Below are 23,772 nucleotides of genomic sequence, written 5' to 3'. Positions count from 1 at the left end.
TTAAGCAGTTCATGGTTCATAGATGATAGTTCATGGTAGAAGAATTTTTCCTTGCTATGAACTATTATCTATGAACTGTTTATCAATTTACTTTAAACACAAAAGTAACAACGCCGGTTTGTGTATCGGGTGCCAGTTCTGATGCATTTAGTTTTGAACCTAATACTGCCTGTACACATTTATTTAACAGGGCGTTATCACCAGCTACGGTGGTACCGCGGCCTACGCTGGCATCAATTACGTTGCCATTTTTATCGGCTTTGATATCTATTTTTACGATGCCGGGGGTACGTTTAGGGTTATCAACCGATGGTTTGGTAATAAAGCTACGTTGCGACATGCTCAAACCGCCGTTACCAGAACCTGTACCATTGTAATTATCGCTCAATGTTGAGCCGTTTGCCTTGCCCTGGTTGCCGGGAGTATTTGTTGTTCCGTCGCCGGCTCCGGTTCCTGTTGTTTTAGGGCCTTTGTATAGCGCGTTTTGATTTAAGGTTGGTTTGCTATCGGCCTTTTTAGCATCTGTAGCAGAGGTATTGTTTGATTTTTTGCTATTATCGGCTATAACCGGGGCATCTTCGCTATTTTGGGTTACCACCTTTTCGCTGGCATCGTTAGTCGCTTTTTCGCTGCTTTGGTTTGGTGTGATTTTATTTGGCGCAGTTTTGTTCGACTTTTCGGCGCGCGATATTTCTTCGGCACTCATATAATCGTTACCCATGCCCTGGTCTGTGGTGCCGTAATTTACCAATATACCACCGGTACCCTCTTCCTGCTTAAGCGGCATCTTAAATGTAAAAAGAAAGCACAAAGCAAGCAAAAAGCTCATCACTATTGCGGTAGCTATAAATGCCTTGGGGTAATTATTTTCTTCCCGGTATTCCATTTTATTTAGGCACTGTAGCCAGTACTAACTTGATGTTTAATTTTTGGGCAATATCCAATATCGAAACCACGTTTTGAATAGCAACCGTTTTTTCGACGTATAAAACGATGGTTAACTGGCTGGCTTCGTTACTGTATTTGCTTAGTGTTGCCTGCAGATCGCTTTCTTTGATCTCTTTCTTCTCAACATAATATTTCAGATCCTGTGTTACAGATACTGTAATTGTTTTTTTGGCAATTGACTTACCCGAAGCCGCCTTGGGTAACGACAGCTTGATAACATTAGGATTTGTAACCGTTGATGCGATGAGGAAGAACAGCAGCAAAAAGAACATAATGTCGTTCATTGCCGAAGTTTGCAATTCCGCTCTGGCGCGTTTTTGTCTTCTGCTTAAATTCATTTTCCTGGTTCTTCTAAAAGGTCGATAAATTCGATGGCATCGGTTTCCAGCTTCAAAATTACTTTATCAACCATAATATTCAAAATATTGTAAAGTACATAGGCTATTAAACCAACAACCAAACCTGCTGCGGAAGTTATCATTTTAACATATAAACCACCTGATATGGTAGAAAGGCTGTAATTATCGGTTGTTGAGATATCAAAGAAGATCTTGATCACACCGATAATGGTTCCGAGGAAACCAAACATGGGTGCTATACCGGCAACGATACCCAATATGGCAATATTTTTTTCGAGTTTAGATACTTCGAGCTTGCCGATGTTTTCGATAGCGCCCTCGATATCTTTTATCGGGCGGCCAATGCGAAGCAAGCCTTTAGCCAACATACGACCCAATGGCGAATTACTGTTCTTACAGATGGCTATGGCAGAATCCAACTTCCCGGTAAGGATACTTGAACGTACCTGCGACATGAGGTTTGATTCGTCTTTAGCGGCCTTGCGGATAGTAAAATAGCGTTCGAAGAAAATAACTAATCCTAAAACGGCCAATATCCCGATAGGGATCATTACCCAACCACCTTTTACCAAAAGATCGCCGATACGGAGTTCTTGTTGCGGTGCAGCTATTGTTTGACCGGTTTTGCTTAATGTATCAACAACCTGGTGCGCGGTGTCTATTGCTTGCAGTAATAACATCATTTATTGTGTTTTGTATGGATATTTTTGAATGAAAACGTCTTGTAGCCTTAACTGCTTTTTAAACTCATCAAGGTGATTTTTTGCAGAATCGGCATTAAAATAGTGCGCCACGGTGAGCTGATAGGGATTAGCCCCACCATCAGGATTGCGGCGTATCTCTACTACTAATCCTTTGGCATATCTATACCTGTCGTATTCTTTTTGAGCACCTTCTATCGCGGCAAATTTAAATATAACTATGCCAAAGGTATCGCGCGGTGCTTCGGGGCCTAATATTTTACTTTTGGTGCTTGAATCGATCACCGGTGTTGCACCTATATCTTTTTGCGCCTGTATGGCCCGTTGGATAGAATCGGATATTTGCCTTTTGCGGGCTTTTTCTGTAGTGATAGTTACCGGAGGGGGGCCACTTTGCCCTATAAATCTATCAAACAATGCCGGCTTCATTTTATAGGCAGCTATGAGGCTTATGCCGCTTATCAAAATGATAAGGGCAATTACTAAAACGCCGGTACTAATACGCGCTGGCTTTTTACCTTCGGCATCCAGTTCTTCTTCTATTATCTCCTTATTATTAACAGTGCTTAAAGGTTTACCGGGCATAGGCTCGCCGCGTAATAAGGCAGCAGTAAAGGCCGATGGCTTTTCGGTATGGGGCATTTGAATTAAGGGTTTGCTCATGTCGCCTTCCTTCATCCGGTTGCGGCGTAACCTTACGGGGGCAAGGCCATAAAACAGCTCGTTATTGTTGTTTAGCTTTTTGGGCATAAAAACCAACTGGCTACGGCGTATGCTAAATGTACCCAGATCGCCCAGAGGGATATTTTCGGTAGCGGCCAATTGTATAATGCCGCTTACAAATTTATCCAGATGGTAACGCGCTGTTGAAACACTTGTAGAGCCTTCGGTAGCCAATACTTGTACTAATTCGTTATCATCTTCCTGTAGTTCCGGATTAAACTGGAGTTGGAGCGATGGCGGATAAAATTGCTGCTGCTCTTTACTGTAATAGCCCTCAAGCCGGCTCCTGTAAAAAGTGCCCAGACCCGGAACAACCAGTTTTTCCTGATGCTCCAGTAACTCACTTATAATACCGGCTATATCCATTTGGCTAAAAATACTCCTAAATTCACTAACATCAAAACCCGGTTAAAATTTATAACCTGCCCCACCAAATATATTAAACCCGTAATTAGGGTAGTACAACCATGTTTGATAGCTGTTACTCAATATGTTATTTACCTGCCCGAAGATGGATATACGTGTGGTTACCTTATACTCAACACCTCCACTCAAATCGGCAAAAGAATTTAAGGTTACTATTTGCGTTGGCGATAACCTGTCTTGCCGGGTTCCACGGAAAACTACTGATCCGGTAACGTTAACTTTATCGTTGATGTGGATGGCTGTACCGGCAGTTAAGGTAAACTTAGGCAGGTTCCAGGGTTGGGCTTCGGTTGCCAGTTGGTAATCTTTTAGTTCTATTCTACCGAAGATATCCAGATCGTCTGACGGTTTGTAATCCAGTTCGCCATTCAAGCCGCTTACGCGGGCAACGCCACCATCGTAAATCACTTTGAAGCGGTTGCTGCCAACGGCGAAGTTAAAGTCGTTAACAAACAATGGCATATTTTTTACGGTATTGCGGAAGAAGGTTGCCTTGAAGCCAAAGCCGGGAGCCAGCATACCTTTTAAACCCGCGCTAATGTCTAATTGATCAACCGAATTCTGGATCTGGATATTCTGACCTAAGAATGGATTGGTTTCTGAGAAATCGCGGATGGAGGCGCGGTTCACATCGCCACGGGCCTCGGCAAACAGGCGCACATATTTAGGTATCACCTGGTACTCCAACCTTGCAGCCGGGAACAATTTAAAACGTGTTGAGGCACCAAACTCGCTGGTTAAAGTTACACCCGCATCAATTTTATAGTTTGTACCCTGGAACTTTAAATAAGGGTTTAAACGGATAATATTGTTATTGAACGAGTATAGGCTATCCTTAACGGTATTAAAATCAACAGTACCACTTAAACCTGCATAAAACTCGTTTACGGTTTGGTTGATGAAACCGGAGATCATCAGGTTATTTTCGTTAGCGTGGAAGGCGTTGCTAAAAGTATAACCACTGAGTTTGGCCGCGTAGATGAATTGCTTGTCTTCATCTTTATAATTCTTGGCTATTTCGGCTTCGCCGGAAAGGGTACTGAAATGCTGTTTATCTACATGCAAAACTGGTGGCGGAGCTAATTCATCATAGCCATAAAAATAGTTGCTGCGATAACCGTAATTGATACGGCCACTCAGGGTTGACTCGACACCTATGCTTTTACCGAAGATACCGGCTTCTTCGCGGGCCATGTTTTGCTTGTTGAAACTGCCGCTCTGCATCAGGTGTTTTAAGTAACCACCGGCTTGCAGGGCTTGGTCTTTACCATTATCAATATACAGTTCGCCAAAGGTAGTTTTGAAGCTACCTACACCCAGCTTGGCGTAACTATTGTATACCTCGGCATCCTTTTCTTTGGGGATAGCCATAGCCGGCAGTTCGTGGATATCCGTATTCTGCTGCAAGGTTTTATCCAAAGCATTGTAATGTAATGGTGCTTTGAATGGTTCTTTATCATCCAGATCGGGGTTACGGCGAATTTTAACGGCATCGGCCAATACGGGTTTGTAAGCTGTAGTTACGATGATCTCTTCGGTAACGCTGTTGGTTTCTACCGGGGGTTTGGGGGCTGTTGTGCCGCCTTTTTTAAGGGTATCGGTTAAACCTTTGGCCAGGCTGGCTACCTTTTTAGCCTGCACTGTAGGTTTGGCTGCTGGTTTGGCAACTGGCTTTACAGTTTTAGCCACCGGCTTTTTGGCGGCGGGTTTCTTTTGTGCACCGGCATTAATAGTGCAAAATAATGCGGCAACAGTAATAAAGGTGATATATGTTAATCTCATTGTTTGTTTCCTCCCTTACTGTCTTTTACTTCCGGACTTAACATATCCAATTTTTGTTTGGCCGATGGCAGAATATCGTCATCAGCTTTGTAGTTTTCAATTATACTTTGCAGTGTTGCCTTGGCCTGGAAGGTATCTTTTTGGGCCGTGTAATTATCGGCTAAAAGCAAATAGGTTTTAGCAACCCAGTAATCATAAGCGGCCATTTTATTGATCAGATCAAAACATGTTTTTTGCGATGTTTTGTAGGCATGTTTGTGATACTGCACGTTGGCAATGTTGTACATGGCTTCGGCGGCGGCTATGGTTTTAGTGTGTTCAACCACATCGTTCAGTTCTTTTAAAGCCACTGTGGTATCGCCTTTTTGCAGGTAGGCTTTACCGGCGTACAGGCTGGTTTTAAACTTGTCCTCCTCGCTCGTGGCGGTATTCTCGCGCACCAGCGTAACATATTTTAAAGCATCCTCGGGCATTTCCATTTCGGAGTAGCAGAGCAACAGGCTGTTTACCGCGAAGTTATAATCAGCTTTATATTCTGAATTGGTTTCTAACCTTTTCAGGAATACTACGGCTTCGTTATACTTTTTCTGGCCGATGTATAGGCGGGCCATGCTGATCAATGATTTTTCGGTGTAGGCGCTTGTCCAGTCGTTCAGGATGTAGTTGTAATCGGCTATGGCCTCATTGCCCCTATTCAAACTCACTAAGCTTTGCGCACGGATAAATTTGGATTGCTTATCATATATCGCTTTCGGGAATTTATCGAAGTAGGCATTAACCGCGTTTACGGTTGCCTGCCAATCGCCTTTTAAGTATTGGTTATTGGCGGCCGTGTACATAATGCTTTCTTGTTGGGCAGTGGTATAATTACCAATTGGTGTAGTGCCTGCATAACTAATAAAAGTAGCTGCATCGCCTTTATCGGTGTAGATCTTTTCGATCTGCTTTAAAGCTTGTTTGGCTTCGTCGGTAGATGGGTAATCATGTACTACCTGTTTGAAAGATGTGATGGCTAATGTATCGCGGCCAGCATTATAATCTATCAAACCAACAGTAACCAGCGCGCGCGGGATGTAACTACTGCGCGGATATTTCTGGATCATGGCCTGCAGATCGGTTTTGGCTTTGTCGCCATTGGTTTTGAGGAAATAGGTGTAAGCTATCTCGAACGATGCATCATCAGCGTAGTTTGAATTAGGGAACTGATTTAGTACAGCAGTCAGGGTGCTGATCTTACTATCCAATGATCCTTGTAAACCCTGGATCATGCCACGTTGGAACAAGGCATAATCTTCACCTTTAATGTGGTTATTGATTATCTTGTCATAATACTCCATTGCCTTGCCGTATTGTTTCAATACAAAGTAGCTATCGGCGGCACGTACGGTGGCATCATTAATGGCATTTTTATCGTTCTCTTCTCCGGCTAAAAAGCGTTCGAAGTAAGTGGCTGCCTTTTTGTACTGCTCGCCGCCAAAGGCCGCATAAGCTAAAGCGTAATTGGCATAGTTGTATACAGGGGTGGCTTTAGCCTCGGGCAGATCCAAAAACTTCTCGAAGTTCTCAACCGATTCACTGTATTTGCGAACCTCGAACATGGCTTCGGCCATCCAATAGGTGGTTAATACCGTTATTTTAGGATCGATAGGGTGATTTAACGATCGCAGGAAAACACCTATGGCATTTTCAAAGGCGCGTTCGTTGTAAAACTCTAAGCCACGATAGTAGGTTACTTTTTGGTAAGCCTCTTTAGCGCTTTGGCTTTTATTAGGAAGCGGCTCCAGTATATCAATCGCTTCTTTGTAATTATGCGAGTTGAGCAACTCTTCGGCCAGCAAGGTTTTAACCTCGTTTAGTTTTGGTGAGTTGGGATACGATTTCAGGTATAAACGAGTAGCATCTAAGGCTTGTCCGTTAAAATCCAATTCGTACGATAGTTTGGAGTATTGGAACAGCGCGTCTTCTTTCAGTTGCGGATCAAAATCCAGTTTGGATGCTACAAAGTAAGCGTTGCGGGCGCTTTGCTTGTTATCCAGCTTTAAAAACACATCTCCTAAAGTATAGCTACCATTCTGGCTGTAAACATCCTTTTTATCAACCAGCTTTTGCAGTTCGGTACTGGCTTTGGTGTAGTTTGCTGTTTTGTAGTTGGCATAACCTATTTGGTAGGTATCCTGTGTGTTCTGTGTTTTGCCTAAATCCTGATCTGCAAAACGGGTGTAGTATTTTACCGAGTTCACATAATCCGCTTTAGCGAAGTATGATGCGGCAACCAGGCGCAGCATTTCGGTTTCGTAAAGTTGTTTGGTGCTATTCAATATCGGGATGGCATAATTGAGCACATCATCATACCGCTTATCCAAAAAGTAAACCGAAGTAATATAATATGGGTAGCTGGCTTCGTATTTTTTAGAGTTTTTCAGCTTTTCGAAGTTAACGAGGGCTATGCTGTAATCTTTATTTAAATAGCTGATGTAGGCGAAGTAATATGTAGCATCTTCGGTAAACTGTGACTTCCTGTTTTTCACTTCGCTGAAAAGCGCCAGGGCATCTTTGTAATTACCTACGGCAAAATAGGCGTAACCTTTACGGAACTTGTATTCGGTATTGGTACCGCCACTAAGTTCGCCGGCGTTCACTTTATCAAACCAAACTATGGCCAGTTGATAATTACCTTGTTTGTAGTATGATTTACCGATCTGGAAATTAGCCAGTTTGGTTAGCGGGTTTTCGGGGTGTTCTTTGATGAATTGCAAGAGCATGCTTTCGGCATCATCATTACCCAGTTCCAACGCGCAAACGGCTTCGTAATACTGGCAGTTTTCTTTGATGAGTGATAGCTTCGATTCAAATTCAGGTTGTTTACTGGTTTTATCTTTCGATTTCTCGACCAGGCGGAACTGCTCGGCGGCGGCTACGAAAGCGCCTTTGTCAAACAGATCAACCGCGGCATGATAGGTACGATAGATTTCGAAGGAATGATTTTCTTGCGCCTGAACACGCGATAGAAACAATATAAACAGAAATGGAACTATATATTTTGCTTTGACCATACTTACACTGATAAACAATTTGGCTAAATTACACTTTCTGCAAAAGTGTAATTAACATTAGTAATTCACAAGTGTGGATAACTGGTTTTTTAACGTTGGGGATAAATAGTTTGGTATAAGTGTGGGGAAGTTTTAGGTGATGTTGTAATTTTAAATGTTGAATTTTGTATATTTGTATATGGAATCTATTTTGATACATCCTGAAAGTGCAGAGCAGTTAAAAACGGTTAAAGCTGTTTTAAAGGCATTAAAAGTTCAGTTTGAGCCACAATCAAATACGTTGCCATTGCATGTGTTAGAAAGTGCTGAAAGAGGTATTAAACAACATAAAGCCGGAGAAGGAATTTCTGCTCAAGAATTTATGGATAAGCATTTTGCTAAAAAATGAACTTTGAAATATCTTACTTTATCCCCCCTTCGGATACTTTAAGTGCTGATATATTTTTTACTATTCCCCTTCGCTTAGACTTGCATAACGGCTCTGTAGGTTGGGTATTGCTTCGTTCCTTATAGCAATGACGTGGTGGAGAAAGGTTGATTTAAATCTTACTATTTCCCCCCCTTGATCAGATTACATAACGGCTCTGTAAGTTGGGGATTGCTTCGTTCCTCGCAATGACGTGATGGAGAAAAGTTGATTTAAATCTTACTGTTTCCCCTTGATCGTGTGGTTAAGATTTGACAACTTTTAAAAAGTTGTCAAATCTGGGTGAGAAGAAAGAATTGAACGATTGATATGAATCTTACTATTTCCCCCTACCATTCAAATCAAGTTTAGTAGCGCGCAGAAGATTTCTCTCTCGTACCTCGTTCGAATGACATTTTTGTTTGTTTGGGTTATCCTATTTCAACTCGTCCAGTACGGCGAACATTTTTTGTTTGATGCCGGATGTGCTGCCGCTGTAGTTGTTTACCATGATGGAGAAACAGACTTCGCGGCCTGATTTTGTGGTTTGATAGCCAGCGTAGCAGAGTACGTTATTGATACTACCGCTTTTCATTTTCATGTTGTTGTAGGTGGGCAGACTTTCGAAGAAATCGGGATACCAAACCTGACTCTTTGCTGATTGGAGGATGGTAGCCAGAGTTAGCGTGGTTACACGATCGCCGGGTGAAAGGCCACTACCATCTACTATGTTGAGTGAGTGTGGGTCGATACCTTTAGTTTGCCAAAATTCGTGCTCGGCTTTTACACCTTCGGACGTTGTTACCTTTTTGCCTGATACCAGGGCTATGGTTTTGAGGAGTTGCTCGGCGTAAAGGTTGATGCTTTTTTGATCGAGCCAGTAAATGACCTGGCTGAGTTTGGGCGACAGGTGATTAACCAACAATGTGCCGCCTGTTGGGATAGTCAAGTTTTTTGACGCGATGGTTTTAACGGATTCCGGACCTTGTACTACTTCAATGCCTATTCGTTTTAAGGTATCGGCTAAACGGAAGGCTACATCGTAAGCGGGATCGGGTACGGTTACGGATATGCTTTTTTTGCTTTGATCGGCAGCGTAGGTACCGCGCATGTACATCACGTTGTTTTGGATAGGGAGATAGGCGTATGAGCGGTCGCCGGTTCCGGCTTCTGCGTTCAGGAGTTCGCTTTTGAGATCAAGATAAGGCATTTCGGGTACGGTAGCAGATACGCCAACTGGTGTACCTACCCTTCCGGTTTTGAGTTTGATATCAAACTGATTTTCGCGCCAGCAGAGGCCTGATGTTCCGGCACCATAGTAATTACCTATGTCTTGCCAGATCCAGCCGTCGGGGATGGATTGTGTACCGAATGCGGAATCATCGCCGATGATGCGGCCGTTGATCTTTTTGATACCCGCCTTGCGGATAGCTTCAACCCATTGGATTAGTATCACATGCTCTTTAGTTTCGGGGTAACGCCAGCTGCCTAAGGTTGGATCGCCACTGCCGTGGATCACTACATCCCCGTTAAGGGTACCTGTAGCATCAATGGTTCCGTTATAGTTTAAGGATGTGGTGTACTGGTAATTTTTACCTAAAATATTGAAGGCTGTAATAGCTGTAATAGTTTTGAGTGTTGATGCTGTTGCCAAACCCATATTAGGATTAGCGGCAAATACCTGTTCGCCGGTATGGGCATCCAGTACGGTTAAGGACATGGAAGCATAGCGGCTTTGGCTATCCTGCTGTAAACGGTTAAAAGCGGATTGCAGGTTTTGCTGCAATCCTTGCGCGTATGTAAGGCCTGTTATGAGGCAAAAGCTAAGCGGTAGTAATCTCTTCTTCATCCTCTTCTCCTTCTTCATCCTTGATGTAACGCTTAGCTATGTAATAAATTGGGATACCGGATAAAACAATAACCAAGCCACCGGTTGAGTATTCGGGTTTGTAAATTAATAATACGATACAAAAAGCCAATCCCATTAAAATGTAAATGGCAGGTAAAATGGGATATCCGAAGGCTTTATATGGGCGTTCGGCATCGGGGCGTTTGCTGCGTAAGATGAATATACCTCCAATAGTAAGCATGTAAAATATTACGGCTACTAAAGATATCATATCTAAAAGGTTACCATAGTTGCCGCTTAACGATAGCCCGCAAGCTACAATACATTGTATCCATAAGCCAAACTCAGGAACGGCAAATTTGTTTAATGTACCTGTACGTTTGAAAAACAGGCCATCTTTTGCCATAGTGTAATAAACCCTCGCACCCGACATGATCAAGCCATTATTACAACCAAAGGTTGATATCATGATCATCACAGCGATAATTTTGGTACCTGCATCGCCAAATATTTGTTGCGAAGCAGTTACGGCAACACGATCTTTAGCGGCAGTGGCAATCTCGTGCATAGGTAACACACCAAGGTATATTACGTTGGCCATTACATAAATTACGGTAACTATAAGGGTTCCTAAAAAAAGACTCAAGCCAATGTTACGTTTTGGATTGGTCATTTCGCCGGCTATAAAGGTTACGTTGTTCCAGGCATCGCTGCTGAATATGGAACCTACCATTGAACCCGCTATAGCCCCCAGGGCGATAGGCAATGTATACTCCATTAAGCCATTGCTGCCATCCTTATTGATCTGGTGCATGTGCCAGGCATCAGTCCAGTTGGCATGCCATACATCGCCTTTTAGGGCAATTAATCCAAAAATGATCAGGCCGAATAAGCTTAATAATTTGGTTAGGGTAAACGTTCTTTGAATCCATTTACCGCTTTTAATGCCACGGGTATTGATAAAGGTTAATAGTATGATTATGATTAGCGATACACCCTGGGCATGTGATATTTTGAATGTGCCGATGCTAAATAACACCAGATCTTCGCTTAACGAAGGAAACAGATAAGCCGCGAATTTGGAAAATGCTACACCTACCGCTGCTATTGTTCCTGTTTGTATTACAGCGAAAAAGCTCCAACCGTATAAAAAGGCGATGAGCTTGTTGTATGATTCTTTAAGGTAGACGTATTGACCACCTGCTTTGGGGAACATGGCGCTTAGCTCGCCATAGCTTACGGCAGCGGTTAAGGTCATGAAACCGGTGATCAGCCAAATGGCTATCAGCCAACCAGCAGAACCTACGCTACGGGTAATATCGGCACTTACAATGAATATACCAGAGCCTATCATTGAGCCTGCAACCAGCATGGTGCCATCAAGCAGGCCGAGTTCGCGTTTTAGTTCTTGTGGTGGGGTTTGGGTTTCCGTTTCCATCGCTTGTGTTAAGGGTTTAAGCTACTAATCTATTTAAAAAAGTTTAGTAAATAATGTGGTTACATTAAAAAAGGGTGATAATACCCTGATATTGGTTATACCCACACAATAAAATGGTTAAAGCAGGTGGCACAAATGGAACATTTTTGCCTTGCAATTCGTTCACAAATTAAATTTGGTAATTTGCTTGTTCTGTTTAATTTTACCACCCTCAATATTATAAACCAATTATACATTTTAATACACTATATGGATTTTTTGAACAATTACTTAATTTATTTAATACCCGTATTCGGCTTGGTGGGCATTGCCGTAATGCTGGTAAAATCGGCCTGGGTAACTAAACAGGATGCCGGCGATGGTAATATGGCAGAGCTGGCAGGCTATATTGCCGATGGCGCCATGGCCTTTTTACGTGCCGAATGGAAAGTACTAAGCTACTTTGTGGTTATCGCAGGTATACTACTGGCCTGGTCGGGTACAACGGTTCATACTTCGAGCCCTGTTATCGCGGTTTCGTTTTTGGTGGGTGCCTTTTTATCCGCTTTCGCGGGATATGTAGGGATGCGCATTGCTACCAAAGCTAACGTACGTACTACGCAGGCAGCACGTACCAGTTTGGCCCATGCTTTAAAAGTATCCTTTACTGGCGGTACAGTTATGGGTTTGGGTGTTGCAGGTTTGGCCATTATCGGTTTAGGCTCGCTATTCATCGTATTCTATACTATATATGTTAAAAACGTTGGCGGCGATGTTAACGGCGAGGCCATGGCAAAAGCATTGGATGTTTTAGCCGGGTTTTCGTTAGGTGCAGAATCTATCGCATTGTTCGCCCGTGTGGGTGGTGGTATTTATACCAAGGCTGCCGATGTTGGCGCCGATTTAGTAGGTAAGGTTGAAGCTGGTATCCCAGAGGATGACGTACGTAACCCTGCAACTATAGCGGATAACGTAGGTGATAACGTGGGCGACGTAGCGGGCATGGGTGCCGATTTGTTCGGATCATACGTGGCAACGATGCTGGCCACGATGGTATTAGGTCGCGAAATTGTATCGCATGATGCATTTGGCGGTATTGCACCCATATTATTACCGATGGTTATTGCCGGTTTAGGTTTGATATTTTCGATTGTTGGCGCAGCTATGGTTCGCATTAAAAACGAAACCGACAGCGTACAAAATGCATTGAACATAGGTAACTGGACTTCAATTGTTCTAACCGCTATTGCTACTTATTTTGTGGTACAATGGATGTTACCTGAGGGCGAATTCCACATGAGTCGCGATTTAGCTAACGGCGTGTTAAAAGTTGGCTCATCGCACTTCACCAAAAATGGTGTTTATATGGCCATTATAGTAGGTTTAGTTGTGGGTACTTTAATGTCTATCATTACAGAATACTATACCGCTATGGGCAAACGCCCGGTGTTGAGTATCATACGCCAATCATCAACCGGCCATGCTACCAATATTATTGGTGGGTTGGCTGTAGGTATGGAATCAACCGTGTTGCCGATTTTGGTATTGGCTGCAGGTATTTATGGCTCATACCACTTTGCAGGTTTATATGGCGTAGCTATCGCGGCTGCGGGTATGATGGCTACTACAGCTATGCAACTGGCTATTGACGCTTTTGGCCCCATCGCGGATAACGCGGGTGGTATTGCCGAAATGAGCCGTTTACCGGAAGAAGTAAGACACCGTACCGATAACCTGGATGCTGTAGGTAATACTACCGCCGCAACAGGTAAAGGTTTCGCTATCGCTTCGGCAGCATTAACTTCGCTGGCTTTATTTGCCGCCTTTGTGGGTGTTGCAGGTATTGAGCATATTGATATTTACAAGGCCGATGTTTTGGCTGGTTTGTTTGTGGGGGGGATGATACCATTCATCTTCTCGGCATTGTGTATCTCGGCAGTGGGCCGCGCGGCAATGGCGATGGTTGAAGAGGTTAGGCGTCAGTTTCGCGAGATACCGGGCATTATGGAATACAAGGCTAAACCAGAGTACGAAAAATGTGTGGCCATATCAACAGCGGCATCTATCCGCGAAATGGTTGCGCCTGGTTTAATCGCCTTGATCACGCCTATCATTATTGGTTTCGCTTTCGGACCAGAAGTATTAGGTGGTTTACTGGCCGGTGTCACCGTATCAGGTGTGTTGATGGGAATTTTCCAGAGCAACGCAGGTGGTGCATGGGATAACGCTAAAAAATCGTTTGAAAAAGGTGTTGAAATTAATGGTGAGATCTATTACAAAAAGTCAGAACCACATAAAGCATCGGTAACAGGTGATACCGTTGGTGATCCGTTTAAGGATACTTCGGGCCCGTCAATGAATATTTTGATCAAGTTAATGTCCATTGTATCATTGGTTATAGCACCACACTTAAACGCTGGTAAAATACCTCCGGCTGCTGTTTCCACTAAATCAAAAACTATTACCGTTACTAAAACAGCCGCTGTAATTACAACAAAATTAAATACGGTTAACTACCAGTAAACTATTCAAATTGTTACTATAAAGGGATTTCTGCAACGAAATCCCTTTTCTTTTTTACACAAAATTGATTATGTTTGGAAGTATTAATAATTACACCCAAAACTGACTGATGAAATTATTTATTAAAAAACCTATTGCCCAATTAATGGCCGCCGCCCAAGAGGGCGAAAAAACATTAAAACGCACGCTGGGCCTAAACTCATTGATCGCCTTAGGTATTGGAGCCATTATTGGTGCCGGTATTTTTGTGCGTACCGCAGCGGCAGCCGGTGAACACGCCGGACCAGCCGTTACCATTTCTTTTATCATTGCCGCGGCGGGTTGTGCACTTGCAGGCTTATGCTATGCCGAGTTTGCCAGTATGATACCTATTGCAGGATCGGCCTATACTTACTCTTATGCCACCATGGGCGAATTAGTTGCCTGGATAATCGGTTGGGATTTAGTATTGGAATATGCGTTGGGTGCCGCAACAGTAGCCATTGGGTGGGCACAGTATTTTAACGACTTTTTACAAACCTTCTTCGGTTTCCATATACCCTTCGCGCTTACGCATTCTCCGTTCGAAACATCAACTACCACAACCGGAATGTACGCCGCAGAATTAGGCTCACATGGTATTGTTAACTTACCCGCTATCTTCATTTTATTATTACTTACCTTATTGTTGATACGTGGTACAGCAGAATCGGCAGCGGTAAACAACGTTATCGTAATTATTAAGGTTGCCATTGTGTTAATGATCATCGCTTTAGGCTGGGGCTTTATTAACCCTGCCAACCATACGCCATACCTTATTCCGGCTAACGCGCCTGATGTAAAAACCAATACGGGCATAGTGCATTACAGCGATACCTTTAACCATGGCTGGCTCGGGGTTTTACGTGGTGCCAGTGTAGTATTCTTCGCCTTTATCGGTTTTGATGCTGTATCAACCGCCGCTCAGGAAGCTAAAAACCCACAAAAAGATATGCCAAAAGGTATCCTGATCTCCTTGGTTATCTGTACTGCATTATACATCTTGTTCTCGCACGTGTTAACGGGTTTAGCACCTTATCAAGACTTTTTGGTTCAAGGTAAAGAAGCATCAGTTAGCTTTGCTATCAAAACCTTTATGCCTGGTTATGGCTGGTTAGCTAAATTGGTTACCGTAGCTATTTTGGCTGGTTTCTCATCAGTTATCCTGGTGATGTTGTTAGGCCAGACCCGTGTATTTTATACCATGAGTACTGATGGTTTGATACCTCCTGTATTTTCAAAGCTACACCCTAAACACCGTACCCCATACAAATCACAATGGTTATTCTTTGTATTCGTATCGTTATTTGCAGGTTTTATACCGGATAGCATTGTTGGTGAAATGGTAAGTATCGGTACTCTCTTCGCATTCGTATTGGTTTGCTTGGGGATCATGATACTACGCAAAACAGATCCTAACATTGTACGTCCGTTTAAAACACCATTCTATTACATAGTTTGTCCATTAGGAGCAGTAATTTGTTTATGTATGATGGCAAGCGAAGGGCTTGAAAACTGGTTGCGTTTATTTGTATGGCTAATTATAGGTTTTGTAATTTACTTTGGCTATAGCATTAAAAAATCGCATGTTAGGCACGGTAAAACCGAAGCGGCTAATGATCCTCCAAACCCAAAATTTGTTGAGTAATATTGAGATCCCGGAATTAACCTTCCGGGATTTTTTTTGAGCTTACTTTACCCGCTTATAGTAAATATCCTGTTTAACAAATTTGCCTTTGTATTGCCCGTCGACCCAGGCATGCAGAGAATCTTGCGATATCATATGATACACTACCCTTTGCGGAAAATCGTGAGCGGGGTTTGAAAAAACGAACTCCTTGTTTGCACTGCTGATCAGTTTGAAAGAAACAGCCTTGCCCCCATTTTGATTTGTGACTGTTGGGATATAACAGATGCTATCACCTTTTTGAATAAGGTGTACATTCTCTTCTACCATAGTATCCTTGCCGGTAACTTTAAAACCCTGGCTTTGTAATTCGCTTTTGCTGACCACCTTCCAACGTTCACATATCAAACCTTTTTTGGTTTTCATTTGCCAGGTTCCGCCCGCCAAAAAATGCAGCGATTTAAAGGTTTCTGTTGTACCCGAATAAACAAAGCTACAGGTAATGGCAGCGGCAAAAAGTACTGATCTTTTCATGGTTTAAAGTTTAAGGTTGTATAAAGCTACTTATTCTGTTTCAAATTAAAACACACTTAAACAAAAGGTGATTTTCGTACATTATCATTTTACGTTTATTTCTGTTAGATTTACTTAACAAATTCCAAACCCATGAGTGAATTCTTTGTCTTCAACCCTAAGGATATACTATCGGTAACACTAATCCTCTTCGCCATTATAGATATTGTGGGCACTATACCTGTTATTATAGAATTGCAGCGTAAGGCAGGTTCTATTGCAGCGGAGAAGGCATCTTTGGCGGTCGTATTCCTGATGATCACATTCTTGTTTATAGGTAAAGAATTGTTGGGCATTATTGGGATAGATATTCAATCATTCGCTATCGCGGGTTCGCTGGTAATATTTTTTATCGCTTTGGAAATGATATTAGGACACAAGTTTTTTAAAGAGGATGAAACATCTGAAATGACCTCCATGTCTATCGTGCCACTGGCCTTCCCGCTTATCGCCGGTGCCGGTACCATGACAACCTTATTATCACTCAAATCACAATACGCGAACCAGGATATATTGGTAGGCATTATGCTCAACACCCTATTTGTTTACCTGGTGCTCAAAAATACCCACCGCATCGAAAAACTATTAGGCAAAACCGGACTCGAAGTTTTACGTAAAGCGTTCGGGATAATTTTGCTGGCTATTGCGATAAAGCTATTTAGAAGTAATACGCATTTGTAGAAATGAGCTCTTTAAGAAATGTTCCCGTTAGAATTATAGTTCACAAGCCAAATCATTTGAGTGTTATTAATCTTTTTACCACGATCGTTAACGATCGTGGTAAAAAGATTATGGTAAAGCTTAACCATTCAATTAAGGGAATTAAAATAGAAAGTGATCTTTTGGAACTCAAACCTACTGATCCGAAAGAAACGTTCAAACCCTTAACACAATATTATTCTGTGATGATAAATGGAACGCTAATCAATGGAGATGAATCAGAATATGTATTGTCAGGGAGTGTGACTATTGATTAATTCATCATTCTTCCTTCGCCGGCTTGGTCAAATTGGTATCTTTCACACTCATCCTTGCCACAAACATCGTATCCGCTTTATGTCCATATCCTTTTAACACTTGTGTTTCTTCAAGTTTAAAGCCAAACTCACTGGTTAAAAACTCCACCATATCCTCGTTCTCTGCTTTGAAAGCAGAACAGGTAATGTAGATCAACGGTTTACCGGATTTAATGTATTTAATCACATTACGTACGATACTTTGCTGCAGGTTTTTGAAAGATTGGATCTTAAAATCCTGAAACTGGCTTATCATTTCGGGTGTACGGCTCCAAGTGCCCGAGCCGCTGCATGGGGCATCTAATATAATGCCGTCGAACTCGTAATCGTGCAGTTCGGGGTCAACATTTTTGGTGAGATCAACCACCTTGCGTTGGTATTTGCGCAGGCCTGCTTGTTGGAAACGTTCATCCAGATTAGCCAGTATTGATTCGCGGATATCTGAAACTACCAGTTTCAAATCAGGTTCTAACTCATGTAGTAAAAGCGATTTCCCGCCCGATGCGGCGCAGGCATCCCACCAATGGTCCCATTTATGAGGTTTGAAAAACTGTGCGGTTTGCTGTGATGAGTAATCTTGTATTTCAAACCAATGCAAGCTTTGAAACAGTGTATCTAAACGTGTACCATTAGGTAACGAGATGCATTGATTTCCTTCTTCTTTAAAAGTAATTCCGGCTTGTGTAAGGACTGATTTTACCTGTGTTTCATACCCTTTTAATACACGGATATATAGATCGGGCTGTATAAAGAAGGACTTTAAAAATGCCGTTTTATCAATATCAGGTGAAAGCTGATCTGTCCAGGGAAAAACATCTTCCAGTCTGAATTCGGGGTAAGCTACTTTTATTATTTCCAGTTTCTCATCTAATGTAACCCCTACTTTCAAGGCCCAATCCGGCTTAAAATGATCAAGGAAAGAATTAGATTGTGTATTGCATAAAAACTCGGCCACATACAGCCGCTCTTCGGTAGCTATATTATCCAAAGCTTTTCCTAAACGGAAATAATTATAGATCAACCTGCTGGCTACACGCCTGTCGCTTGAGCCCATTTGTTTGTTTTGCCGATAAAAGCCCGGTAGAAACTTGCTTAAAGGTGTATCCACAGGGTACTCGCCCAAAATACGCTGAAAAGTTTTTAACTGGTTAAAGGCTTTCATTCTACAGGTTTAAGCTCAAAATTTTGGTACTGGTATATATCAACATGGGTATTTACCCAACCTGAGTTTGTGGTTTTAATAAAGTTGAACTGGTTATGCAATCCCTGATAAGTAAGCTTATCCAGTTTTTTAAACGCGTCGGCATCGGTGCTTAGTAAAGTGCCTAAGTAATAGCCTTCGTCAAAACCTTTAATAGCATAATCGGTAGGTTCTAAATGATAGGCTGCTCTATACGCTTTAATAAACTGGTTGGTATCATCAGCCTTGTAATCAATTTTATCCGACGCGGTGATATGCGTTTTTAAACGTTGCAGCATACTGGCTTGCAGGAATGAATATTTGGCCCAGTTAGGGTGCCCAAATAGGGTTATAGGATAAGCCTGACTCAATTTATCCAAAGCTCCTAAAACTACGGTCAGAAAAACCTGATCGGATGCGGGAACGATAAATACATTCTGAACTTTATTATTTAATTGCGGTATGATGGGCGCCAGATTACCTTTAACCACGGTTAAGTAAACAACCTGGATCCTCTTTTTGCTAAGACTATCAATTGCCTTTTTAAAAGGAATGAAGTATTTATTCTCTTCGCTAAAGCCAGATCGTAACACAAATACTTTTACGGGTTTAATGCGCTCTTTAATATATTGCGCAACCCGCCATGCATGGTATTCCAATGGGGGTTCAACGGTGATCAGGTTATTATTCCTAAATTCTGACGGTGCCGCTGGCGATAATGGTGATACCAAAGGTTTGTTAAAGCCGTACATTGACCCCGAAAAGGCTTTAATACTTTCTGGAAACACCGGGCCAACAATCAGGTCACTGCTTCTCACCTTAGGGTTCAATGCCAAACTATGCGCTTGTGAAGCATCACTTCTTGAATCGTAAACCTGGAGCTTAAAGTTGTAACCTTTGCCGGTTAGCGAATCTAAGGCTAGTTTAAAACCCTGGTAATAATCTACAGCCAAATCGGCCTGACTTAAATTACCGCGCGTTGCCGCCGAACTGAGATCCAATTTATCTAATTCGAAAGGAAGAATCAAAGATATGGTTGACGCTTTCGCCTCACCCACCTTAGGAATAACTTTTACCGGAGGAGCCTTTACCTCGGCTGGTTTCTCAACAGGCTTAGGGTAAGTAGTAACAGGTTTGATTTTAGGCGAACATGCACCCAAAATCAAACCCATCAATATAAATGCGGTCCATTTATTCCCACTCGATGGTAGCCGGTGGCTTTGAGCTGATGTCATAAACTACGCGGTTAATTCCTTTAACATTGTTAATGATCTCGTTTGATATTTTGGCCAGTACATCATACGGTAAATGGCACCAATCGGCCGTCATCCCGTCTAACGATTCTACTGCACGCAAACATACCACATTTTCGTAAGTACGTTCATCGCCCATTACCCCTACCGATTGTACCGGTAAAAAGATGGTGCCCGCTTGCCAAACCTTATCATATAACCCCGAAGACTTTAAATTGTTGATATAAATCGCATCGGCTTCCTGTAATGTTCTAACCTTTTCGGGAGTAACCTCACCTAAAATGCGGATAGCCAGACCCGGACCCGGGAAAGGGTGACGGCCTAAAATATTCTCGTCTATTTTTAATGAGCGGCCTACCCTGCGCACTTCATCCTTAAACAAAGTATTTAATGGTTCAACCACTTTCAATTTCATATAATCGGGCAAACCACCCACGTTATGATGCGATTTAATAGTTGCCGACGGGCCTTTTACCGATACCGATTCGATGATATCGGGGTAAATAGTACCCTGACCTAACCATTTAACATCTTCAATGCGATGCGCTTCATCATCAAAAACCTCTATAAATACGCGACCAATAGCTTTACGTTTCTTTTCAGGATCAGACAATCCGCTCAGGGCATCGTAAAAACGTTGCTTGGCATCAACACCTTTCACATTCAAACCCATGTGCTGGTACGAATCTAATACGGATTGGTATTCATCCTTACGCAACAAGCCATTATCAACAAAAATACAATGCAGGTTTTTACCTATGGCATGGTGAAGCAATACAGCCGCAACCGATGAATCAACCCCGCCGGATAAACCTAATACTACCTTATCATCACCAAGTTTTGCTTTCAAATTGGCTATTGTTGTTTCAACAAAAGAATCAGACGTCCAATCCTGATCGCATCCGCAAATGTCAACCAAAAAGTTTTGCAGCAATTGCTTGCCATCTAAACTATGTGTAACCTCGGGGTGGAACTGGATACCGTAAGTTTTCGACCCTTTAATTTGATAAGCGGCAACACGCACGCTATCGGTACTTGCTATTACTTCAAAATCATCGGCAAGGGTAACAATAGTGTCCGCGTGCGACATCCATGTTTGTGAGCCTACCGGGATAGCTTTGAACAGCGGGTTACCAGCTTGTATATATTGTAGATTAGCCCTGCCGTATTCACGGGTACTTGATGCCTGTACTTCGCCACCGTAAAAATGGGCCAAGTATTGCGCACCGTAGCATACGGCTAAAATTGGGTATTTATCTTTATAAAAGTTGTAATCAAAATGAGGCGGCTCGTTTTGACGAACCGAATGCGGACTTCCCGAAAGGATGATACCTTTAACGGTTGAATCAAATTCAGGGATGTGATTGTAGGGATAAATTTCGCAGTAGATATTGAGTTCTCTTACTCTTCGGGCTATCAGTTGGGTGAATTGAGAACCAAAGTCGAGAATGATAATTTTTTCGGGCATAGGCAAAGATAGCGATTAAGCCCCAAACGTTAAAAAGTAAGTTATCAAGGTGTGGAATGTTGATAAGATACACTGCTTAATTAACCCCATAATGAAACCAATCCACATCAACAAAGCCGCCGTCTTCAACATCGTTTGAGGTGAAGATACCGATTTTGGCACCCAGAATATTACCGAAGTTTGTGATCTGATAGGGATCGCCGAAAGGATCGTAATTAACACCATCGGTACTGAAATAGAATTTGGCCAGGCCATTGGCATCCCAAATGGCACGCAGCCAAACATTGGCTATATCAATCTCCTGGCCTTGTTTGGTTTTACCGGCAACGTTAAAATAAATCTTCCTTGAATTACCCGATTGTACAACGCCTAATATCCCGGCTGTTTTGCCGAACAGGGTAAACCCGGTTGTTTGTCCGTCTATCATGTGGGCGATATCAAATTTTACCGTAGCTATATTTTGTTCCTGACGCAAGGTGCGCTGTGTTAAAACATTACGGGTTTTAGTAATGATACCGGGCTGCAACGCTTTAAGGGAATACAAACGTAAATATCCCGGCCGCTCCGTTAACGACCATTTATCGTCATTTGATTGAAAATACCATTCCCATTGTGGCGATAGTATTTTGCCGCCGTTAAAATCGTCGCTGGTTTGTATAGCTACGGCATATGGATCTGATGAGGGTTTGCGGCTTGTCCAAACCATTTCGCCAATGCCATCTTTACCAACTATGCCCAAAACGGGCCAGTCATTAACCCAGGTAACGGGTAGCAGACTTGCCTCACGGCCATCCCAACGTGCTTGCCCGTGGTGGGTTACAAAATACCACGCTCCTTTGTCGGTTTGTATCAGGCCTCCCTGATTGGGCTCATGATCAGCCTTATGCATTAATTGCTTCCGTTCCGTATAAGGCCCGGCTATATTGGTAGCACGTGCAATAAAGGGCATACGGCCTTCGGGGGTAACCTCGCTGTAAAAGTGATAGTAGTAGTTTTTTATTTTATATAGCTTATTTGCTTCGCTGCCTTTGCCCTGGTATATCACTACATCGCTTTCGGTATTTAAATGCTCACCATCGGCGCTCATTTTAAACAGATGTATCTTATAATTATCGGCAAAATTGCTGGTTACTAAATAAGCCTGTCCGTTATCATCCCATAATGGGCATGGATCATCCCAGCCAGCGGCTTTCATTAACTGGGTGAGCGGTTTCCAGGGGCCGGCTATTTTATCGGCGCTCGTCATGAATATCCCTTCGTCAGGATCAGTAAAGTAGATAAAGAATTTATTATCGTGATAACGGATAGCACCCGCCCAAATACCCCGGCTGGCCCCCTGCATCTTATCGTAATTGTATTTCGGACTAATCTGTGTTAGATCGCTAACCGCATGACCCACAATTTTCCAGTTCACCAGATCCTTAGAACTCATGATGAGCATTCCGGGCGAAAGTTCGTTAGTGGCCGATATATAATAATAATCGGGGCCAACACGTATCACATCCGTGTCGTGAAAATCCCCGGGAAGTATCGGGTTTGCATAGCTTCCGTTATGCTGATCGCCCCATTTAGTGGCTTGCGCCAAAACTATATTGACAGATAATAATAGAATAAGGATAGTATAAAATGCTTTTAACATAACTGGTATATTGATACGGTGCCGCCTGCAGTATAAACTGGAACGTTCAAAAAGCGTAAAACAAAAATACCGATTAATTAAGTAAAAAATTAATATATTACTTATGTAGTTTTTTAACTTAAATATTACTTTTGTTCAAATATTTTTCATGAAAAAAACCTTTTTACTTTTTGGCTTACTTGTGGCCATAACTCAAAGTTTATTTGCCCAAACCAGAATTATAGGCCCTGCTGAAAAGAAACTTGCTGATACGATCTGCGATTGCTTGGTACATAAAGACCTGTTAAAAGTGACCAATAAAGAAGAGGCTGTAGCTTTTTATACAGACTGTATCAATCAACATTCAGATTTGCTTATTGCGTTATCGGAAGAACAAAATGCAGATATGACAGATTTGGAGGCAATGAAAAAGTTGGGGATAAATTTAGCATTAACCCTTATGAAAAATCAATGTCCTGGATTTGTACAACTGTCTAAATTCATGGCTGAAAAAGAAATTTCTAACAACAATAATGTAAACAGCTCGACAACAGGCATATTAAAGCGCATTGATAATAAAGGATTTAATTATCTAGTAATTAATAACAATGGTGCTGAGAAATCTTTTTTATGGTTAAGGCAATTTGCAGGCTCAGAAAAACTAATTAATGGTATAACCACAAGCATTGGTAAAAAAGTAACTATTAAATGGCAGGAAATCGAAGTGTATTTACCTGTAGCAAAAGGCTATTACAAAGTGAAAGAAATAACCGATGTAACCTTTTTATAATAACCAGTTGCATAAACTCTATTTTTAAATAAAGTAGGCGAG

The 23,772-nt window shown here is 42.2% G+C and carries 19 protein-coding genes; 6 read left to right on the top strand and 13 right to left on the bottom strand.

What is annotated here, in order from left to right; translation table 11 throughout:
- Window positions 1–82 precede the first annotated feature (82 nt).
- The 6 genes from ABIN91_RS07405 to ABIN91_RS07380 are packed head-to-tail and all read right to left on the bottom strand — an operon-like array spanning window position 83 to window position 7,992.
- Complete coding sequence (locus ABIN91_RS07405; RefSeq protein WP_348050053.1) at window positions 83–886, bottom strand: energy transducer TonB; 804 nt, start codon at window positions 884–886, stop codon at window positions 83–85.
- Between the two features lies 1 nt (window position 887).
- The gene (locus tag ABIN91_RS07400; RefSeq protein ID WP_348050051.1) at window positions 888–1,286 is read right to left on the bottom strand and encodes a biopolymer transporter ExbD; all 399 of its coding nucleotides are present in this window, start codon (window positions 1,284–1,286) and stop codon (window positions 888–890) included.
- On the bottom strand, window positions 1,283–1,990 hold the full coding sequence (locus ABIN91_RS07395; protein WP_348050049.1) for a MotA/TolQ/ExbB proton channel family protein: 708 nt from the start codon (window positions 1,988–1,990) through the stop codon (window positions 1,283–1,285). Before ABIN91_RS07395 ends, ABIN91_RS07400 begins: the two co-directional genes overlap by 4 nt.
- A complete protein-coding gene (locus tag ABIN91_RS07390; protein WP_348050047.1) occupies window positions 1,991–3,097 on the bottom strand; it encodes a hypothetical protein in 1,107 nt (368 codons plus the stop codon).
- 42 nt (window positions 3,098–3,139) lie between these two features.
- Window positions 3,140–4,939: a hypothetical protein gene (locus tag ABIN91_RS07385; protein ID WP_348050045.1), complete on the bottom strand. Its 1,800-nt coding sequence runs from the start codon at window positions 4,937–4,939 to the stop codon at window positions 3,140–3,142.
- The gene (locus tag ABIN91_RS07380) at window positions 4,936–7,992 is read right to left on the bottom strand and encodes a tetratricopeptide repeat protein (protein ID WP_348050043.1); all 3,057 of its coding nucleotides are present in this window, start codon (window positions 7,990–7,992) and stop codon (window positions 4,936–4,938) included. Before ABIN91_RS07380 ends, ABIN91_RS07385 begins: the two co-directional genes overlap by 4 nt.
- Before the next feature lie 178 nt (window positions 7,993–8,170).
- Between ABIN91_RS07380 and ABIN91_RS07375 the strand changes: the two genes are divergently transcribed.
- Window positions 8,171–8,380: a DUF2683 family protein gene (locus ABIN91_RS07375; RefSeq protein WP_348050041.1), complete on the top strand. Its 210-nt coding sequence runs from the start codon at window positions 8,171–8,173 to the stop codon at window positions 8,378–8,380.
- A 454-nt stretch (window positions 8,381–8,834) separates the two neighbouring features.
- On the opposite strand, the gene dacB is transcribed toward ABIN91_RS07375, so the two are convergent.
- Together dacB and ABIN91_RS07365 are read right to left on the bottom strand one after the other, a co-directional pair.
- On the bottom strand, window positions 8,835–10,265 hold the full coding sequence (gene dacB / locus ABIN91_RS07370) for a D-alanyl-D-alanine carboxypeptidase/D-alanyl-D-alanine-endopeptidase (protein ID WP_348050039.1): 1,431 nt from the start codon (window positions 10,263–10,265) through the stop codon (window positions 8,835–8,837).
- A complete protein-coding gene (locus ABIN91_RS07365) occupies window positions 10,222–11,685 on the bottom strand; it encodes an amino acid permease (RefSeq protein WP_348050037.1) in 1,464 nt (487 codons plus the stop codon). Before ABIN91_RS07365 ends, dacB begins: the two co-directional genes overlap by 44 nt.
- Window positions 11,686–11,934: 249 nt before the next feature.
- On the opposite strand from ABIN91_RS07365, the gene ABIN91_RS07360 reads away from it, so the two are divergent.
- Complete coding sequence (locus ABIN91_RS07360) at window positions 11,935–14,187, top strand: sodium-translocating pyrophosphatase (protein ID WP_348050035.1); 2,253 nt, start codon at window positions 11,935–11,937, stop codon at window positions 14,185–14,187.
- Window positions 14,188–14,296: 109 nt separating this feature from the next.
- Window positions 14,297–15,853, top strand: a complete 1,557-nt coding sequence (locus ABIN91_RS07355) for an amino acid permease (RefSeq protein ID WP_348050033.1) — start codon at window positions 14,297–14,299, stop codon at window positions 15,851–15,853.
- Between the two features lie 42 nt (window positions 15,854–15,895).
- On the opposite strand, the gene ABIN91_RS07350 is transcribed toward ABIN91_RS07355, so the two are convergent.
- Entirely contained in the window at window positions 15,896–16,366 is a 471-nt protein-coding gene (locus ABIN91_RS07350) for a DUF6265 family protein (RefSeq protein WP_348050031.1), read from the bottom strand.
- Window positions 16,367–16,498: 132 nt separating this feature from the next.
- Between ABIN91_RS07350 and ABIN91_RS07345 the strand changes: the two genes are divergently transcribed.
- Together ABIN91_RS07345 and ABIN91_RS07340 are read left to right on the top strand one after the other, a co-directional pair.
- Window positions 16,499–17,086: a MarC family protein gene (locus tag ABIN91_RS07345; RefSeq protein WP_348050029.1), complete on the top strand. Its 588-nt coding sequence runs from the start codon at window positions 16,499–16,501 to the stop codon at window positions 17,084–17,086.
- A 2-nt stretch (window positions 17,087–17,088) separates the two neighbouring features.
- Entirely contained in the window at window positions 17,089–17,382 is a 294-nt protein-coding gene (locus tag ABIN91_RS07340) for a hypothetical protein (protein WP_348050027.1), read from the top strand.
- Between the two features lie 4 nt (window positions 17,383–17,386).
- On the opposite strand, the gene ABIN91_RS07335 is transcribed toward ABIN91_RS07340, so the two are convergent.
- The 4 genes from ABIN91_RS07335 to ABIN91_RS07320 form a co-directional block, all read right to left on the bottom strand.
- On the bottom strand, window positions 17,387–18,583 hold the full coding sequence (locus tag ABIN91_RS07335) for an RsmB/NOP family class I SAM-dependent RNA methyltransferase (RefSeq protein ID WP_348050025.1): 1,197 nt from the start codon (window positions 18,581–18,583) through the stop codon (window positions 17,387–17,389).
- Window positions 18,580–19,836, bottom strand: coding sequence for an ABC transporter substrate-binding protein (locus tag ABIN91_RS07330; protein WP_348050023.1), 1,257 nt, complete (start codon window positions 19,834–19,836; stop codon window positions 18,580–18,582). Before ABIN91_RS07330 ends, ABIN91_RS07335 begins: the two co-directional genes overlap by 4 nt.
- Complete coding sequence (guaA, locus tag ABIN91_RS07325) at window positions 19,793–21,322, bottom strand: glutamine-hydrolyzing GMP synthase (RefSeq protein WP_348050021.1); 1,530 nt, start codon at window positions 21,320–21,322, stop codon at window positions 19,793–19,795. Before guaA ends, ABIN91_RS07330 begins: the two co-directional genes overlap by 44 nt.
- A 76-nt stretch (window positions 21,323–21,398) precedes the next feature.
- Window positions 21,399–22,961 (bottom strand): glycoside hydrolase 43 family protein, encoded by a 1,563-nt coding sequence (locus ABIN91_RS07320; RefSeq protein WP_348050019.1) that lies wholly within the window; start codon window positions 22,959–22,961, stop codon window positions 21,399–21,401.
- Between the two features lie 148 nt (window positions 22,962–23,109).
- On the opposite strand from ABIN91_RS07320, the gene ABIN91_RS07315 reads away from it, so the two are divergent.
- Window positions 23,110–23,730 (top strand): hypothetical protein, encoded by a 621-nt coding sequence (locus ABIN91_RS07315; RefSeq protein ID WP_348050017.1) that lies wholly within the window; start codon window positions 23,110–23,112, stop codon window positions 23,728–23,730.
- Window positions 23,731–23,772: the final 42 nt, after the last annotated feature.

The organism is Mucilaginibacter sp., from assembly GCF_039921305.1.
Lineage (GTDB): Bacteria > Bacteroidota > Bacteroidia > Sphingobacteriales > Sphingobacteriaceae > Mucilaginibacter.
The sequence above is the reverse complement of the archived record's forward strand: the minus strand, read 5'-3'. Positions and strand labels throughout refer to the sequence as shown.

Excerpts from the sequence above, each read along its gene's own strand:
- ABIN91_RS07405 (WP_348050053.1), bottom strand. The coding sequence starts at position 886 with ATGGAATACCGGGAAGAAAATAATTACCCCAAGGCATTTATAGCTACC.
- ABIN91_RS07400 (WP_348050051.1), bottom strand. The coding sequence starts at position 1,286 with ATGAATTTAAGCAGAAGACAAAAACGCGCCAGAGCGGAATTGCAAACT.
- ABIN91_RS07395 (WP_348050049.1), bottom strand. The coding sequence starts at position 1,990 with ATGATGTTATTACTGCAAGCAATAGACACCGCGCACCAGGTTGTTGAT.
- ABIN91_RS07390 (WP_348050047.1), bottom strand. The coding sequence starts at position 3,097 with ATGGATATAGCCGGTATTATAAGTGAGTTACTGGAGCATCAGGAAAAA.
- ABIN91_RS07385 (WP_348050045.1), bottom strand. The coding sequence starts at position 4,939 with ATGAGATTAACATATATCACCTTTATTACTGTTGCCGCATTATTTTGC.
- ABIN91_RS07380 (WP_348050043.1), bottom strand. The coding sequence starts at position 7,992 with ATGGTCAAAGCAAAATATATAGTTCCATTTCTGTTTATATTGTTTCTA.
- ABIN91_RS07375 (WP_348050041.1), top strand. The coding sequence starts at position 8,171 with ATGGAATCTATTTTGATACATCCTGAAAGTGCAGAGCAGTTAAAAACG.
- dacB (WP_348050039.1), bottom strand. The coding sequence starts at position 10,265 with ATGAAGAAGGAGAAGAGGATGAAGAAGAGATTACTACCGCTTAGCTTT.
- ABIN91_RS07365 (WP_348050037.1), bottom strand. The coding sequence starts at position 11,685 with ATGGAAACGGAAACCCAAACCCCACCACAAGAACTAAAACGCGAACTC.
- ABIN91_RS07360 (WP_348050035.1), top strand. The coding sequence starts at position 11,935 with ATGGATTTTTTGAACAATTACTTAATTTATTTAATACCCGTATTCGGC.
- ABIN91_RS07355 (WP_348050033.1), top strand. The coding sequence starts at position 14,297 with ATGAAATTATTTATTAAAAAACCTATTGCCCAATTAATGGCCGCCGCC.
- ABIN91_RS07350 (WP_348050031.1), bottom strand. The coding sequence starts at position 16,366 with ATGAAAAGATCAGTACTTTTTGCCGCTGCCATTACCTGTAGCTTTGTT.
- ABIN91_RS07345 (WP_348050029.1), top strand. The coding sequence starts at position 16,499 with ATGAGTGAATTCTTTGTCTTCAACCCTAAGGATATACTATCGGTAACA.
- ABIN91_RS07340 (WP_348050027.1), top strand. The coding sequence starts at position 17,089 with ATGAGCTCTTTAAGAAATGTTCCCGTTAGAATTATAGTTCACAAGCCA.
- ABIN91_RS07335 (WP_348050025.1), bottom strand. The coding sequence starts at position 18,583 with ATGAAAGCCTTTAACCAGTTAAAAACTTTTCAGCGTATTTTGGGCGAG.
- ABIN91_RS07330 (WP_348050023.1), bottom strand. The coding sequence starts at position 19,836 with ATGACATCAGCTCAAAGCCACCGGCTACCATCGAGTGGGAATAAATGG.
- guaA (WP_348050021.1), bottom strand. The coding sequence starts at position 21,322 with ATGCCCGAAAAAATTATCATTCTCGACTTTGGTTCTCAATTCACCCAA.
- ABIN91_RS07320 (WP_348050019.1), bottom strand. The coding sequence starts at position 22,961 with ATGTTAAAAGCATTTTATACTATCCTTATTCTATTATTATCTGTCAAT.
- ABIN91_RS07315 (WP_348050017.1), top strand. The coding sequence starts at position 23,110 with ATGAAAAAAACCTTTTTACTTTTTGGCTTACTTGTGGCCATAACTCAA.